A 15,522-nucleotide genomic window follows, 5' to 3' on the forward strand; every position below is an offset into this window, starting at 1 on the left:
TAGGGAAACGATGCCATGAAGATCGATCGCCCTCTATGGGCTGCCGGGGCGCTGCTGTGCCCGCAGCAATTCCAGCAGCAGGCGCGCTGGGAGGCTTGGGCCAACGAGCAGCTCTCCCGTCTGACCTTGGTTCATCCTTGGGGGGTCCAGGTCGTTGAGTTTGACCCGCAGGCTTTGCGGCTGGGTAAGCTCAAGGCGACCCAACTGCGTGCGCGAATGCCGGATGGCACCTGGATCGACACTGAGCAGGCAGACCACCTGCCTCCGGCCTTGGAGCTGGCACAGCTACTGGCTGACGACGATCAGCACGCGTTGTTGCACTTGGCCTTGCCGCTGGAGCAGGCCAATGGCAACAACTGCCTGTTTGAGGGCGGCAGAGTTGATCGACCGCTGCGCTTTCGCCAGTCGTGGCGCGAGGTACAAGACACCTATGCGGATGAAGTTCAGACAATCGGTGTGATGGAACATGCACTGAGCCTGCGTCTGCAGCGCGATGACAATGCCGATTACATGACCTGCCCGATCGCGCGACTGGTGCGTGACGGGCAGGGCGCCTGGAGCCTCGACCCGGCCTATGTGCCGCCGCTGCTGAGCTTCGCTGCCCATGCCGGGTTGTTGAACCAGTTGGACAACCTGTTGACGCAACTGTCGGCCAAGCGGCAACGGCTGATGGGCATGCGCCGCGAAAGCAATCAACGTATGGCCGATTTTGCCGTGGCCGATGTGTCGCTGTTCTGGTTGCTCAATGCCTTGAATACCTACCAGCCTGTCTTGGCGGACCTTCAGGCGTTTCCCGCACGACCCCCCGAGCAGGTCTATCAGCAGCTGATAAAGCTGGCCGGCAGTCTGCTCACGTTCTCATTGGAGCACGATCTCGACAAGATTCCAGCCTACCGGCACGAGTCTTTGGAGGCGGTGTTCCCACCACTGATGCACACCATTTCGCTGCTGCTGGAAGCCAGCCTGCCGTCGCGGGTGCTTGCCTTGGAACTGGAAGAGCATGGTGCCAATCGTTGGCAGGTCACATTGAACGACCCTCGCCTGCGCGAGCGTGAGGGTGCTGATTTCTATCTGTCGGTGCGTTGCCGATTGCCCGCCGCGCAGTTGCAGGACCAGTTTCCACGCCTGTGCAAGATCGGCACGCCCGACGAGGTCAATTACCTGGTCAACGCCGCACTCGACGGCGTTCCACTGCAATCCCTCAGCCATGTGCCGGCTGCGATTCCGTTGCGTCTGGAAAACCAGTATTTCGCGCTGGACCTCGATCATTCCAAAGGGCAGGCGGTGCTGGACGAAGGGGTATGCGCGTTCTATGTGCCAAGCACCTTGGCCGATGTGAAGCTTGAACTGTTTGCGGTGCTGCGCTCATGAACCTGACTGCCTCCAAGGAACGTACCGCAATGGCCGTGGATATTGATGCGCTGTTGCAGGACAGCTACCTGCTGGTGGTTGAGTTGCGCCAGGGCGCCTCCGTGCCGCGCAGCCAGGACCTGTCTCAGCTGTGTGTTAAGCAGGTTGAACACGTTCGGCAGCAGTTGAAAGTGGCGGGCCTGAGCCAGCGCAGCATCGATCACATCAGCCATGCGCAGTGCGCGTTGCTCGATGAAACCGTACTCACTTGCGCCAAAGATGACGCGCACGCCTTTTGGGCCAGCGAACCGTTGCAGACCAAGTTTTTCAATCGCAATCAGGCGGGCGAGTTTCTGTATGAAGACATGCGCGACGTCTTGCGCGAGCCTGCGCCCGATCGGCATGTGCTGACGGCCTTTCAACGCGTACTCATGTTGGGGTTTCGTGGGCGCTACCGTGATCTGAGTGATCCAGAGCGGGAACAGTTACTGGTTGACCTCAGTGCACGGATTACGCCACTTCGGGTCAGTCAAAGCCTGATGACGCAGGCGAACGGCAGTGAGCTGATCGCAGGCCTGGCTTGGCTGCGCTCACCTCTGGTCCATGTAGTGGCCGTGGGGATGACACTTACGGCCATTTGGTGGGGATTGGATCATCTGCTGAGCGACGCTGTTGCCTCGCTCTTGCCGGATCAGGGGTGAAGGCGAGATGACCGTGAACCTGCATCGAGTTCTTTGCCTGTGGGCGGGCGCTCTGACCTTCGTGTTGCTGGCCATTATTCCACTCGGCATGTGGGCGCGGGCGTCGGGTGTGATGATTACCGTGGGTTTCGTTGTGTGGGCTTGGATGCTGTTGGGGCATCGTGCACTTCAATACCGTGGATTGGTTTCATTGGCCGATAACAGGGTCCTGCCTGCGGCAGCATTTCGTCATCCTGTCGTGCTGGTCTGCGGTGATGGCCTGGATGGACTGTTCAGCGGGGCTCCCGCCGAACAGATGGCCCTGCGCGTAACCGAACAAGGTTGCTATATCCGTGTTCCCAGTCTGGAACAACTGGTAGCCGTCACCGATGGACTCTTGGCGCTACGTCCAAGCTGGCGCGCGCAACTCAGTGTTATGTTCACCGTTAACCCCGGTGCGCATAGTGATGGTGCTGTACTCGCCGGCCAGGTGCGGGCCCTCAGCCACCAATTGACCCTGGTACGTAAACGCGGCATTGCCCTGCCGTTATTGCTGGTGAGCTACGTGCAAACCTTGCAGGGCGAGGATCCTTGGTTCAGTTGGGTCAATGGCCAGTCTGACGTTCTTGTGCGGGATGCGGGTGCGTGTGTCAGCTTGGATGAGTGGCAGCAGCACACCGCAGACTCGTCCGTACAGTCGGCGCGGATGCACGCAGGTGTACAACTGAACAATGTCGTTGCCTGGTTGCACGACGCGGTGCTGCCGTACCTTGCCACTCGCCGTGCTCCAGGGGTGGCGTCGGTTTGTGCGGTCAGGCTGGTACCGGCTTTGCCCAGCGCCGTGGAGGGCAATCTGTGGCAGCAATGGTTGCGCAGCAGAGTAGCGCTGGCTGACAGCCGATCGGCATCGAAGGATGCGGTTTTGCCTTTCCCGGATCCTCTACTCAACCTGCTCCCGCTCGGCCCGCTGCGCGCTCCTGTGCAGCGGGCAAGCGTCGCGGCACTGTGGCTATTCGCCCTTGCCGGTGCCGTGGCACTCGCAAGCTCAGCGTGGCAGAACACCTTGTTGGTACGCCAGGTCAGTGACGACCTGCGGCGTTACGCGGCCGTCCCTCAGCCGACTCAACGTAGCCAGCGCGAGTTTCTTTGGCGTGACGACGCCGTGACCGTTCTTCGCCAGGACGCCCAGCGCCTGGACGCCTACTACCGGCACGGCGTCCCCCTGGCATTCGGCCTGGGCCTGTACCGCGGCGAACGCCTGCGCGCGCCGCTGCTGGCAGTGCTGGCCGCGCATGTTGAGCCGCCGTCGGCCACACCGCCCACGCAAATTGCCAACCCCGTACGGCTGGACAGCCTGTCGCTATTCGCGACCGGCAGTGCCCAGCTCAAGCCGGATTCGACCAAAGTCCTGATCAATGCGCTGGTCGGCATCAAGGCGCAGCCAGGCTGGCTGATCGTGATCGCCGGGCATACCGACGCTACCGGCGACTCGCATAACAACCTTCGGCTATCTCACGCCCGCGCCGCCGCCGTGCATGCCTGGATGCAGCGGATGGGCGGCATGCCCGACAGCTGTTTTGCGGTGCAGGGCTTCGGCGCCAGCCAGCCGGTCGCCAGTAACGACACCGAAGCGGGGCGTGCAGCCAATCGCCGCGTAGATATCCGTCTGGTACCGGAGGCAGGGGCGTGTGTGCTCTCTACCGCGGAGCCGGACAGGCAACCCCCTGTCGCATCCCGCGACAGTTAAATTTCCAAGAAAAGGAGCTTCACATGGCAATTCCCGTTTACCTCTGGCTGCAAGACGACGGCGGCGCAAGCATCAAAGGTTCGGTGGACGTGCAAAAGCGCGAAGGCAGCATCGAAGTGGTTGCCCAGGACCACAGCCTGTACATCCCCACCGACAACAACACCGGCAAGTTGACCGGGACGCGCGTACACACCCCGTTTCTGTTTTCCAAGGAAATCGATTCGTCCAGCCCTTACCTTTACAAGGCGGTGACCACCGGGCAAACCCTCAAGAGTGCTGAGTTCAAGTGGTATCGCATCGACGACGCCGGGGAGGAAGTCGAGTATTTCATCACCAAACTGGAAAACGTCAAGGTGGTGAAAGTCGCGCCGAAAATGCACGACGTCAAAGACCCAGCCAAAGAGAAGCACAACCACCTGGAGCAGGTCGAGTTGCGTTACGAGAAGGTCACCTGGACCTACAAGGACGGCAACATCATCCACTCCGATTCGTGGAACGAACGCCAAAGCGCGTGATAAGCACGGAGCCGCAGGCGTGCTTTCGCCTGCTGGCTGCCGGTGTGCTGGGTTGAGCGTCCGCTCGCGGGCGTTCAGCCAAACACATCGAGTTGCAGAACCCTGGCTGGTTTTATCGACGACACACCCAGATCACCGAACAAGGATGTAACCGTATGGCACCCAATTCCACTCGCTTGCTTCGCCGCCTCAACCCTTACTGCGCCCAGGCATTGAGTGCAGCGGCCTCGCTGTGCCAAAACCGTGCGCATGCACAGATCACCATTGAACACTGGCTGCTCAAGTTGCTGGGGCAGGGAGACGGTGACCTGGCCGTGATTGCGCGTCGTTACGAGTGGAATATGGAGACGCTGTGGTACGGGTTGCTGGAGCATATCGACCGTCTGCCACGAAGCGTACAGAGCAAGCCGCAGCTGTCGGAGCCGTTGCAGCAATTGATCAAGAACGCCTGGTTGCGGGCCTCGCTGGACGACAACAACGACAGCCTGCGCTCTGTCCACCTGCTGAGCGCGTTGATGGAGACACCCAGCTTGCTGGTGTGTGAAGCCGCCTGGCCTTTGCTCAGCCTCAGTGAGGCTCAGTTGCAGCGCCTTTTGGTGCTGTTGGATCAATCGTCCGAGGAGCGGCCCGAGGTGCAGGCTTCAGCCGCGTCGGACAGCCCCGCAACGTCTTCAGGTGAGCCCGTCATACTCCCACCCAGCGCAACGAAAAAAGTTGAGGCGTTGCAGGCGGTGCTGGACAGGTTCACCCATGACCTCACTGCCAAGGCAGCGCAAGGGCAGATCGACCCGGTGTTCGGCCGTGACGACGAAATTCGCCAGGTCGTTGATATTCTCAGTCGTCGCCGCAAGAATAATCCACTCCTGGTGGGCGAGCCGGGCGTTGGCAAAACGGCATTGGTTGAAGGCCTGGCGTTGAGCATCGCCCACGGCACGGTGCCGGACAGTCTCAAATCGGTCAGTGTGCGCACCCTTGACCTGGGGTTATTGCAAGCGGGCGCAGGTGTCAAAGGCGAGTTTGAACAACGTCTGAAAAACGTGATCGACGCCGTGCAACAGTCCGAGCAACCGGTGCTGTTGTTCATTGACGAAGCCCACACCCTGATCGGTGCCGGCAACCAGGCTGGCGGTGCCGACGCAGCCAACCTGCTCAAGCCCGCCTTGGCCCGAGGTGAGTTGCGCACCATCGCTGCGACCACCTGGAGCGAGTACAAGCAGTATTTCGAGCGCGACGCGGCCTTGGAAAGGCGCTTCCAGATGGTCAAGGTCGATGAGCCGGACGATGCCAACGCCGGCCTGATGTTGCGCGGCCTCAAAGGGCGCTACGCCGCCCACCATGGCGTGCACATTCAGGATGCGGCCGTGCAGGCTGCGGTCAGCCTGTCGCGGCGCTACCTGACCGGTCGCCAACTGCCGGACAAAGCCGTCGACCTGCTGGACACCGCCAGCGCCCGCGTGCGTATGAGCCTGGACTGCGAACCGCAGGCGTTGATCCGCCTGAGTGCCCAGCAAGTGGCCCTGCAGTTGGAGGGCCAAGCCCTGGAACAGGATCAGCGTCTTGGCGGGTATGGTGCCGATGAGCGCCTGGCGGTGATCGCCGCACAACACGCCGAGCTGCAACGCCAATACATCGCTCTGGAGCAGCAGTATCGGCAAGAACTTGACCTGACCCAGCAACTGGTTGATGCGCGTCAAACGCAGCCGCTGCAGCGGGAAACCTGCGCGCAATTGCAACGGCAGTTGAGCGATGTCCAGGGCAATCAACCCCTGCTGTCGCTGGATGTCGACGCGCGTAGCGTGGCCGAAGTCATTGCCGATTGGACCGGGGTGCCACTGGGCAGCTTGCTCAAGGACGAACAGGCCAATCTGCTGATGCTGGAGCAGCAGCTAGGCGAGCGTGTCATCGGGCAGGCGGCGGCCCTGAGCGCCATGGCCCAGCGCCTGCGGGCGGCCAAGACAGGCCTCACCGATGACAAGGCGCCGCTGGGCGTGTTCCTGTTGGTCGGCACCAGCGGCGTGGGCAAGACCGAAACCGCCCTGGCCCTGGCCGACAGCCTGTTCGGTGGCGAAAAATCGCTGATCACCCTCAACTTTTCCGAGTACCAGGAAGCCCACACCGTCAGCCAACTCAAAGGCTCGCCACCCGGCTACGTCGGTTACGGCCAGGGCGGTGTGCTCACTGAAGCCGTGCGCCAACGGCCTTACAGCGTCGTGCTGCTCGACGAGGTGGAAAAGGCCCATCGCGACGTACTGAATCTGTTCTACCAAGTCTTTGATCGCGGCTTTATGCGCGATGGTGAAGGGCGCGAGATCGACTTTCGCAACACCGTCATTCTCATGACCTCCAACCTCGGCAGTGACCTGCTGCAAACCTGTGTGCAGGAACAACCGGATGCACCGGACAGCGTGCTGCATGAATTGCTGCGTCCCATCCTGCGTGAACACTTCCAACCTGCGTTGCTGGCACGCTTTCAAACCCTGATCTATCGCCCACTGCAAGCCGATGCACTCAAGCGCATCGTGGCGATCAAACTGGCCCAGGTCGCCAAGCGCCTGGAGCGCCATTACGGCCTGGAGTGCCAGATTGAAGACGCCCTGACTGACGCGCTGGTTGCCGCCTGCCTGCTGCCCGATTCCGGTGCACGCAATATCGACAGCCTGCTCAACGAGCAAATCCTGCCCGTACTCAGTCAACAGCTGTTGGAGCGCCGCGCGGCGCAGCGACGCACCCACGGCGTGCGCCTCGGCTACTGCGACGATGAAGGCATCAGCCTGCACTTCACCGATGTTCAAGACACGGCGCAGCCCGTCGCCCTGGAGATGTGAGCATGTCCAGCGGATTGCAAAATTTCTTCGACCACAGTCGGCACAGCCTGAGTGTGCGCAACGTTGAGGCCCGGCTCGATGTCCTGGCCTTTGAAGGCCAAGAAAACCTGAGCCAACCCTTCACCTATCGCGTGGAGTTCACCAGCACCGAACGTGATCTGGCTGCGGAAGCGCTGCTCGGCCAGGACGCCAGTTTCAGCCTGCACGCCGCGCCGCAAAAACTGCCGGTTGTAGGTGTCGGCGCACCACAGGTCGAACCGTTGCGCACCCTGCATGGCGTGGTCACCGGTTTCAAGCGCCAGTCCGGCTCCAACGACCAGGCTACTTATGAGATCACCTTGCAGCCGCGCTTGGCCCTGCTCGGTCGTGGCCGGCAGTTCCGTATCTACCAGCACCAATCAGTGCCGGAAATCGTCGAAAGCATTCTGCGCGGCCGCCACGGTTTGGAAGGCCAGGACTTTCTGTTCAGCGTCAAACGCGACTACCCCAAACGCGACCAGGTCATGCAATACGGCGAGAGCGACCTGGACTTTATCGCCCGGCTGCTCGCCGAGGTGGGCATCTGGTACCGCTTCACCAGCGACGAGCGCCTGGGCATCGATGTGGTCGAGTTCTGCGATGATCAACGCCTCTACCAGTTCGACATCGAGCTGCCGCTTCGCCCGCAATCCGGGCTGGGCAGCAGCGGTCAGGATGCGGTGTGGCAACTGCAATCGAGCCACGCCGTGGTCGAGCAGCAGGTGCATTTCCGGGCTTACCACCACCGCGATGCCGGCGCCCACCTGAGCGGTGAAGTCGACCAGAGCCGAGGCGCGGCTACCACCTACGGCGAGGCCTATCACTACGCCGAACCTTACACTGCTCTCGGCGACCGGCTGGATCAAGACGAGGATCTGCAAAGCGAAAGCGGCTACTGCTATGCGCGCCTGCGCCACGAACGCTACCTGAACGGGCAGACACAGCTCAGCGGCACCAGCAGCAGCGCCACCTTGGCGCCGGGCCAGGTGCTCAAGGTCTCCGGCGGTGCCCCCCAGGCCTATACGCCGGGCGCAGTGATCACCGGCCTGGCCACCAAGGCTGCCCGCGACCAAAGCTTTGAGGCCACCTTTCAGGCGATACCCTATTCAGAAACGGTGTGCTTCCGTCCAACGGTGCCACCCAAGCCGCAGATCGCCGGCACCGTCCCGGCCCGCGTCACCAGCCCACAGGCCAACGACCCCTACGCCCATATCGACCTGGAAGGGCGCTATCGGGTGAATTTCCTGTTCGATCGCGACAGCTGGAAGGCCGGTGAAGAAAGCGTCTGGCTACGCCTGGCCCGACCCTACGCCGGCGACACCCACGGCCTGCATTTACCGCTGATTGCCGGCACCGAAGTGGCCGTGGCCTTCGAACAGGGCGACCCGGACCGGCCCTACATCGCCCATGCCTTGCACGACAGCCAGCATGTGGACCACGTGACCCTGCGCAACGACAGGCGCAACGTACTGCGCACCCCGGCCAACAATAAACTGCGCATGGATGATACCCGCGGGCAGGAGCACATCAAACTCAGTACAGAGCACAGTGGCAAGAGTCAGCTCAACCTTGGCCATCTGGTGGATGCCGAGCGCCAACCGCGCGGAGAGGGTGCGGAACTGCGCACCGATGGGCATGCCGCGATTCGTGGCGGCAAAGGCCTGTTTATCAGTGCCGACGCCCAGCGCCGCGCGCAGGGGCCGATGCTGGAGATGACCGCCGCCGTGGGTCGGTTGCAGCAGGCCGGCGAGCAGCTGCAGGCCCTCTCCGTGGATGCCGAAGCCAGCCAGGCTGATCCGGCGGATGTGCAGGCGCAACTCAACCTGCTGCAGAAAGACCTGGAACAGCTCAAGTCGGCGGTACTGCTGCTGAGCGCCCCACAGGGCATTGCATTGACCAGCGGCCGGCATCTGCAACTGGCCGCTGAGCACAACCTGATGCTCAACGCTGGCGGCCAGGCCGATATCAGTGTGGTCAAGCGCCTGTTCATGGGCGTGGGGCAGGGGCTGAGCGTGTTCGTACGCAAGTTGGGCATCAAGCTGATCGCTAACCAAGGGCCGGTAAGCATCCAGGCGCAGAACGACAAACTGGAGTTGATGGCACGCCATGGGCTGGAGATCAGCAGCACAGAGGACGAGATCCGCATTACGGCCAAGAAGAAAATCATCCTCAATGCCGGCGGCAGCTACATCACCTTGGATCCGTTCAGCATCGAGTCGGGCACTGAAGGCGACTACATCGTCAAGTCAGCGAGCTACGAGTACGTGGTGGGGGCTGCCAAACAAGTAGCGCAGATGCCACAACTTCCCCCGGTGACTGAGTATGACGCTGACTCTTTGAGTTCGACGGTTTTCTCGGGATGACATCTTTTCGTGACCAGGAGGGAGCGCACCATGGCTGATGGTGTTTTCAAACGGCTTGCCAATATATTTAGCCCAAGTGACTCGCAAACGACGAACTCGCAGGAGCCTTTCTATCCTACTCCCGATGGAAAACCGATCAGCAACCATGATGTGATCCAGGTAAAGGGACTGTCACCGATCAAAAATTGGGGGCATCCGCTCAAGGATAAAAACAACCCGTTGTTGCAATTGACCCAGTTAGCTAGTGCCGCAGCGGGTTCATATCCGCTGGGAGTAGGCGGCCTTTGGCATGGCGGAGTGCATTTTGACAGCGGCACGTCGAGCAATTTAGATAAGGCCAGTGTGCACTGTATCGCCGATGGTGAGGTGGTGGCTTACCGAGTCGACAGCCACGCACCGATGACGACCTATCAAGTCAACAAACTGGCGGTAAAGAAAACCTTCTCGCGTAACTTCGTGTTGGTGCGTCATGTTCTGGAGGCACCGAAAATTGAAGGTCAATCGGAAATTCCTCCCCGCTTGTTCTTCTACAGCCTGTATATGCACTTGCAAAATTGGACGTACTACCAAAAGGCTTCAGCCATTGCCCGGCCAGCTTTCTGGCCAGAAAGTGAGGTTTACTTAGTTCCTGACACAGCAGAGGATAAATATCCCGCATCCTCTGAACAGCGCGGACTGAACGTGCGGAATCTACCCCGTCAAGGCAAAGTGTTTGAATTGCTGCCGCGAGGGGCGGAAATCACGATCAGTGGTGACGGTGAATACCGCAAGCTTGAGAGCACTCCAGGACCACGTTACCTGCAAGATCCAAATGCACAAGGATCACTACTTGGTTACGTTCGTGCTGATCACTTGAAGGCTATTGGGAATGGTGAATATCGTGTTGAGAAAGATCTTGGCGTCTATGTCGAAGCAAGTGCGCGCAGTAAAATAATTGGCCTGAAACTTCCAATTGGATCGCAAGTAGTAGTCAGCGGAGAGGGCGATTTTCGCAAGCTGGAGCGCGTCAACCAATATATCCATTTTAAATCGCTGCATCGTGTGCGCAAACCGCTGAAGCTTGATGATATATCTGTGATTGATGAGCCTATTCCTATCAAGGCTGGAGAGTTGATAGGTCACATTGGGGATTACCAGGACTACGCCGCCGACCGTTCGGAAAAGAAGCTGCACCTAGAGGTGTTCAGCGACGATGATGTGGAGAAATTCATAAAGAAGTGCCGCGAGTGGGAGCTGAATCTGCCCACCACGAGCAAAACTTGGCTGAAGCTCGTCAAGGGCACTGCCGTCGTGGCCCATCAAGATCATTTCAACGCCAAACGACTGCCCACCTTCAGTGCGGCTGACGCAATAATCGGTGCCGATCTACTGGTCCCCAAAAGTTTGCTTGATAGTTTGCCTGCCGCAGAAAAAATTACGGTGCCTGCGGCGGAAGGGCGCAAGGCTTGCAACTGGTATCGCCTTCATCAGCTTCTCAACGATGCCAACAACACGCTATTGGATGGCTGGGTGCGCGAGGAAGTGGGCGTTACCCCATGGGTCAGTCCGTGGGCGTGGGAAGGCTACAAAGTCATTACGGACTATACAGCTGCTCCTGAGTTTATGGCGTCGTTCCTTAGATCACTTAAACGTTTCACAGATCAACAACTCCAACGCTATGGTCCATTAGCCGATGCAGGGGATGGAGGGCCAATAAAGAAGCGTTTGTATGAAATTATCGATCGTGATCGAGATAACAAAATTACCGCTGAGGAAATCCAAGCGGCAATTCGAGTGCCTGCCCACGCCCAGTCGATCTCGCAGTTAATTATCTGTTGCGAAAGCGAGTGGTGCTACAAACCGAAAAAATGGGATGAGCTAGATGAAATGTTTGGTCATGGCGGCTCGACTCCGCATATTAATTGGTTGGCGGAGAAGGAGCGTATTATACAGCTAAGTTGGTGGGATGCCGTAGCCGACAAGGTCGGTTTGCCGACTGATGGGAAGGTCCATCACTTTCACCCAGTGGGGTTGGCGGGGTGGTTTAGTAACGTAAAGAAGCATCCGGAAATTTTTATAAATGGCGTAAAAACAGAGCTGAGGTTCTTGGACTTGTATGACGGCTCAGTGATTGAAGAAAGTGATTTTGCTTTGGCGGCAGCTACGCTTGGTTGTGAAGTCGAGGCAATAAAGGCAGTCGCAATTACAGAGACAGGCTCTTTAGGTAGTTATTTTACGAAGGCGGAGGACGATAAGGTTGCAACTATATTGTTTGAGCGGCATTACTTTCATCAGTTAACGGGTGGTCGGTTTGATGATTCGGATCCGGATATATCATCCCCTGTAAGTGGTGGTTATGGCCTTCACTCAGCACAATACGGAAAAATGGTTAGGGCCTATCAGTTGAGTGCTAGTGAGGCTTTGAAATCCGCGTCATGGGGGCGTTTTCAAATTATGGGGAGATATTTTTCAAACGCTGGATATTCCTCTGTTGAAGACTTTGTACGAGACCTTAATCGTTCTGAGAAAAATCATTTAAAAGCGTTCGTAAGTTTTATAAAGTTCGATGCAATTCTGTCTTCGGCGATTGTAAAAAAAGATTGGTTAAAGTTTGCTCTTAAATATAATGGCCCAGGTCAAAAAGGGTATGATCGGAAGATGAGGGATAACTATAATGCGCTTAAAGGTTTGTAATTTATTTGTTAAGGTCTTGGTCTGTTTTTATGCAGTGCTCTGGACTGGCCCAATATGGGCAATGCCGGAAAAAATTTGTGATGAAGGGGTCGCATTATTCCAGTGTAAAGTTGGTGGGGGAAGAGATCTGGCCCTTTGCCCAAGCTATATTGATGGGGCGTTGGCTGGAGTTCAGTACCGCTTTGGTCGAGAAAAAAATATAGAGCTTGTTTTTCCTGAAGCGGGCTTTGCTTTTGATGCTTTCAAGTCGAACCACTTTGTTCGCTATCAGGTTGATTACAAAGTAATTAAATTCTACATCGGCTCTTATGTGTATGGTCTTTATAGTAACTACGATGGTGAAGATGTTGGAGGGGTGGCGAGAAGTGCAGGAGTAGTGGTTTCTGATACATCTAAAGGTTCGGCTGTACAAGTGTCATGTGAAAAGATATATGTAGACGATCTTGAGGAAGTGATTCCCCACTTGGAGTGTGATGTTGACGATGCTTTGGGGTGTGTGTAACAAATCGATTCGGTATTTAAGCGTGGGGGTGTATAAGTTCGTGGGAAAGGGTGACGTTAAGTGGGAGTTTGTTTTTTAATTTTGTGGGTTTATTGAGTCTAAAAATTGCGTGATAAGTTACTTATTTTGTTGGTCTTTTAAAAGAGGTGTATGGCATGAAAGGCATCATCCGCATAGGCGACAAAACAACCAGCGAAGGCGAAGTCCTCTCCGGTTCCACCACCATGAAGTTCGGCTGTATCGGAGTCGCCCGCGAAGGCGACCCGGTGTACTGCCCGATCCCAGGCCATGGTCGTACTGAAATCTCCGAGGGCCACCCGGTCTTTCGTGACAACGGCATCCCGATTGCCTTTGAAGGGCACGCCTGTGCCTGTGGTTGTACGTTGATTTCATCGCTGCCTGTTGCAGGTGCCAGCTAATCATGCCGGTCAGGATGAACCAGGTACCAGCCCTGGCGACACGGCCGGCCCGTCCTCGTATTTGGCGGTGGCTTGGCCTGCTGGTGCTCTTCTTGTTGTTGGGGGGAGGGGGGGCGTTGCTGTTCAGTACTGCACCGGCAAGCCAGCAGCCGCTCATGTTTTGGGGTTTCGCCCTAGGCATCCCGTTTCTGGGCTGGTGTGTGCTGAGTTTCGCAAGGGTGCTGCTGTATCTCGGCCAGCAACACGCGGCGGATGGTTGGGATGAGGCCCGTGAGCACGATTTGATGCAGAGAGTCCATCAAGGGCGACGCGCTCTGGAGGTATTGAGCGTAAGTCTGCATACCGCCTTGCGCAATCCGGACGAAAGCTCCACAGCACAACTGGTTGCGTTGCTTGGGGGGACCAAAGCCCTAAAGGCGCAACCCGCCCGGCGGGACAGCGTAACGCTACGTCATAGCCGTTTGACTGGCGATGTAAATGAAGACCCCGAGCCCGCATTGTTGCGCACGTTGGGGCAGTTGTTTATCGAACTGGCGCCGTCATTGAAGCAGTTGCCTGATGAAACGCCGCTGGCAATATTGCTGGAGGTCGAGACCGGCTTGCTGGATCGCGCATGGGACCGTGTATGGCAACAGGCTTTGCGTAAGTCGGGTATCCGTCAAACGCTCGTCGCCTTGGAGGGGTGTGGTTTGCCCGCGCTGGACCAGTGGCTCGATGAGCGTAGCGACGATCAGGCACTGCTGCTGGTGATTGCAGTGCACTTCGCACCGACGCAGCCCGAGGCAACAGGGGAGGTGGTTGTGGGGTTGCTGCTTGGCAACCGTTTGACGCAAACGACTTTGCCTCCCGTGGCTGTTCTGCATCGCCCGGAGCTTGAACAGCAATCATCGATTGAAGCGTTGCACTACGCCGTGACGCAAGCTTTGAACTGGGGGCCGGTGGATGCGACTTCAGTGCGGCATGTCTGGCGGGCAGGAATAGAGGCGCAACGTCACGCGGCGATCAACAACGTACTGGGTGAGGTGCCCATGTCGGTGACGCGTGACCAAGGAATCCAGAACTTGGATATATCACTGGGGCACTCAGGCAAAGCCGCACCGTGGCTGGCCATTGCCGCTGCAACACACACCATGCAGGGCGGCGCTGGGCCGCAGTTTATTTTCAGCGGGAGCGGCTGCACTGATGCAGGGCTCTGGAGCACAGCGATGACGCCTGTGCTGCCGCTTTCGAAATAGGGATCTCGAATGCAGTTTCGACGCTTTGTAGGCTTCTGGGTTCTGGCTGGCACGCTGTTGTTGGCCGGCACGCTGCTGGGAGTGGTGGTGTGGCGCTACCCGGACTGGCTGGGTATTCAGCCTGGTAGCGAACGCCAGACCTTTTGGCTGCTGGCGATCGCTGCGACCACGTTGATCGTGGTGCTGTTTCTACTGGGTTACCATTTGCTGGGCCGCGAACTGGGGCGTTCGGCCTATCGTAAGCAAGACGCGAAGGATTTCCCCCAAGCGGCCCGTCCTAAACCTCACGTTGCTCAGGTTGCGCAAAGTGCCGTTCCCAATGGTGCTTATCTTCGAGAACGCTATGGTGTCTTCTGGCGGCGCAAAGTTCGCCTCTTGTTGGTGGTCGGTGAACCTGAGCAGATCGAGGCGATTGCCCCGGGGTTGAGCGAGCAGCGTTGGCTGGAAGGGCAGAGCACCGTGCTGCTGTGGGCCGGCAGCCTCCAAGGCGAACCGCAAGAAGCGTTGCTCTTGCAGTGGCGTGGCCTGTGCCGCAGGCGTGCGCTCAATGGGGTGGTCTGGGCATTGAGCAAAGACCAATGCACCGATGCCGCCGCCATGAGCACCGGTGCCCGTCGCTTGCAAACCCTGGCCCGTGCGTTGCGTTGGCAGTTGCCGTTGCACCTGTGGCAGGTGGGCGGCAGTGCATGGTCTCAGAACGATCGCGATAGCCAGCCTGTGGGCTGCCTGCTGCCATCACGTGTCACCCCCCTGATTCTAGAAAACAGCCTGGACAGTTTACTCGACCCCTTGCGCCGCGCGGGCTTGGCGCAAATGCACGATGCCATGACCCACGACTTCCTCCTGCGATTGTCCCGCGATTTACAGGCCGACGGCATTGCCCGTTGGCGCCAGGTATTGACGCCGCTATTGGGCGAGTTTTCCCGTGGTGTACCCTTGCGCGGCCTATGGTTCAGTCTGCCGGTGGTGCCTGTTGAGAGCACGCTTGAACACTTTTGGCCGGTGAATACGGCCTGGCAAGGCGTTCTCAACGATAAAGCGGCCAGTGGCCGTCGATTGGGTTGGGGCGCACCCCGCATCACCTATGCGCTGGCATTGGGATTGGCCGTGCTGTGGGGAGCTGGACTGTTGCTGTCTTTCGTCAGCAACCGCGCGCAGATCGCCCAGATACACACCTCACTTGCGGCCCTGCAAC

At 58.4% G+C, this 15,522-nt stretch carries 10 protein-coding genes and 1 pseudogene; all 11 read left to right on the forward strand.

The window, feature by feature from the left end; genetic code table 11:
- Positions 1 to 15 precede the first annotated feature (15 nt).
- Positions 16 to 1,371: a type VI secretion system baseplate subunit TssK gene (tssK, locus tag CIB54_RS21300; protein WP_101220862.1), complete on the forward strand. Its 1,356-nt coding sequence runs from the start codon at positions 16 to 18 to the stop codon at positions 1,369 to 1,371.
- Complete coding sequence (gene tssL, locus CIB54_RS21305) at positions 1,368 to 2,051, forward strand: type VI secretion system protein TssL, short form (RefSeq protein ID WP_101220863.1); 684 nt, start codon at positions 1,368 to 1,370, stop codon at positions 2,049 to 2,051. The genes tssK and tssL overlap by 4 nt, the downstream gene beginning before the upstream one ends.
- Positions 2,052 to 2,058: 7 nt before the next feature.
- Positions 2,059 to 3,777, forward strand: coding sequence for an OmpA family protein (locus CIB54_RS21310; protein WP_101220864.1), 1,719 nt, complete (start codon positions 2,059 to 2,061; stop codon positions 3,775 to 3,777).
- Between the two features lie 23 nt (positions 3,778 to 3,800).
- Positions 3,801 to 4,292, forward strand: coding sequence for an Hcp family type VI secretion system effector (locus tag CIB54_RS21315; protein ID WP_065952232.1), 492 nt, complete (start codon positions 3,801 to 3,803; stop codon positions 4,290 to 4,292).
- A gap of 155 nt (positions 4,293 to 4,447) precedes the next feature.
- Positions 4,448 to 7,117 carry a type VI secretion system ATPase TssH gene (tssH, locus tag CIB54_RS21320; protein ID WP_101220865.1) on the forward strand — a complete coding sequence of 890 codons (2,670 nt, stop codon included), beginning with the start codon at positions 4,448 to 4,450 and terminating at the stop codon, positions 7,115 to 7,117.
- A 2-nt stretch (positions 7,118 to 7,119) separates the two neighbouring features.
- The gene (locus CIB54_RS21325) at positions 7,120 to 9,498 is read left to right on the forward strand and encodes a type VI secretion system Vgr family protein (protein WP_101220866.1); all 2,379 of its coding nucleotides are present in this window, start codon (positions 7,120 to 7,122) and stop codon (positions 9,496 to 9,498) included.
- Positions 9,499 to 9,528: 30 nt separating this feature from the next.
- On the forward strand, positions 9,529 to 12,171 hold the full coding sequence (locus tag CIB54_RS21330) for an N-acetylmuramidase family protein (RefSeq protein ID WP_101220867.1): 2,643 nt from the start codon (positions 9,529 to 9,531) through the stop codon (positions 12,169 to 12,171).
- Complete coding sequence (locus CIB54_RS27405) at positions 12,152 to 12,673, forward strand: hypothetical protein (RefSeq protein WP_137200531.1); 522 nt, start codon at positions 12,152 to 12,154, stop codon at positions 12,671 to 12,673. The genes CIB54_RS21330 and CIB54_RS27405 overlap by 20 nt, the downstream gene beginning before the upstream one ends.
- A 155-nt stretch (positions 12,674 to 12,828) precedes the next feature.
- The gene (locus CIB54_RS21335) at positions 12,829 to 13,092 is read left to right on the forward strand and encodes a PAAR domain-containing protein (RefSeq protein ID WP_101220868.1); all 264 of its coding nucleotides are present in this window, start codon (positions 12,829 to 12,831) and stop codon (positions 13,090 to 13,092) included.
- Between the two features lie 2 nt (positions 13,093 to 13,094).
- On the forward strand, positions 13,095 to 14,327 hold the full coding sequence (locus tag CIB54_RS21340; protein WP_101220869.1) for a hypothetical protein: 1,233 nt from the start codon (positions 13,095 to 13,097) through the stop codon (positions 14,325 to 14,327).
- Positions 14,328 to 14,336: 9 nt separating this feature from the next.
- Positions 14,337 to 15,522, forward strand: a pseudogene (locus CIB54_RS21345) (type VI secretion protein VasK); the annotation flags it as partial.

The organism is Pseudomonas fluorescens (assembly GCF_002837185.1).
Taxonomy (GTDB): Bacteria; Pseudomonadota; Gammaproteobacteria; order Pseudomonadales; family Pseudomonadaceae; genus Aquipseudomonas; species Aquipseudomonas fluorescens_AM.

Excerpts from the sequence above, each read along its gene's own strand:
- tssK (WP_101220862.1), top strand. The coding sequence starts at position 16 with ATGAAGATCGATCGCCCTCTATGGGCTGCCGGGGCGCTGCTGTGCCCG.
- tssL (WP_101220863.1), top strand. The coding sequence starts at position 1,368 with ATGAACCTGACTGCCTCCAAGGAACGTACCGCAATGGCCGTGGATATT.
- CIB54_RS21310 (WP_101220864.1), top strand. The coding sequence starts at position 2,059 with ATGACCGTGAACCTGCATCGAGTTCTTTGCCTGTGGGCGGGCGCTCTG.
- CIB54_RS21315 (WP_065952232.1), top strand. The coding sequence starts at position 3,801 with ATGGCAATTCCCGTTTACCTCTGGCTGCAAGACGACGGCGGCGCAAGC.
- tssH (WP_101220865.1), top strand. The coding sequence starts at position 4,448 with ATGGCACCCAATTCCACTCGCTTGCTTCGCCGCCTCAACCCTTACTGC.
- CIB54_RS21325 (WP_101220866.1), top strand. The coding sequence starts at position 7,120 with ATGTCCAGCGGATTGCAAAATTTCTTCGACCACAGTCGGCACAGCCTG.
- CIB54_RS21330 (WP_101220867.1), top strand. The coding sequence starts at position 9,529 with ATGGCTGATGGTGTTTTCAAACGGCTTGCCAATATATTTAGCCCAAGT.
- CIB54_RS27405 (WP_137200531.1), top strand. The coding sequence starts at position 12,152 with ATGCGCTTAAAGGTTTGTAATTTATTTGTTAAGGTCTTGGTCTGTTTT.
- CIB54_RS21335 (WP_101220868.1), top strand. The coding sequence starts at position 12,829 with ATGAAAGGCATCATCCGCATAGGCGACAAAACAACCAGCGAAGGCGAA.
- CIB54_RS21340 (WP_101220869.1), top strand. The coding sequence starts at position 13,095 with ATGCCGGTCAGGATGAACCAGGTACCAGCCCTGGCGACACGGCCGGCC.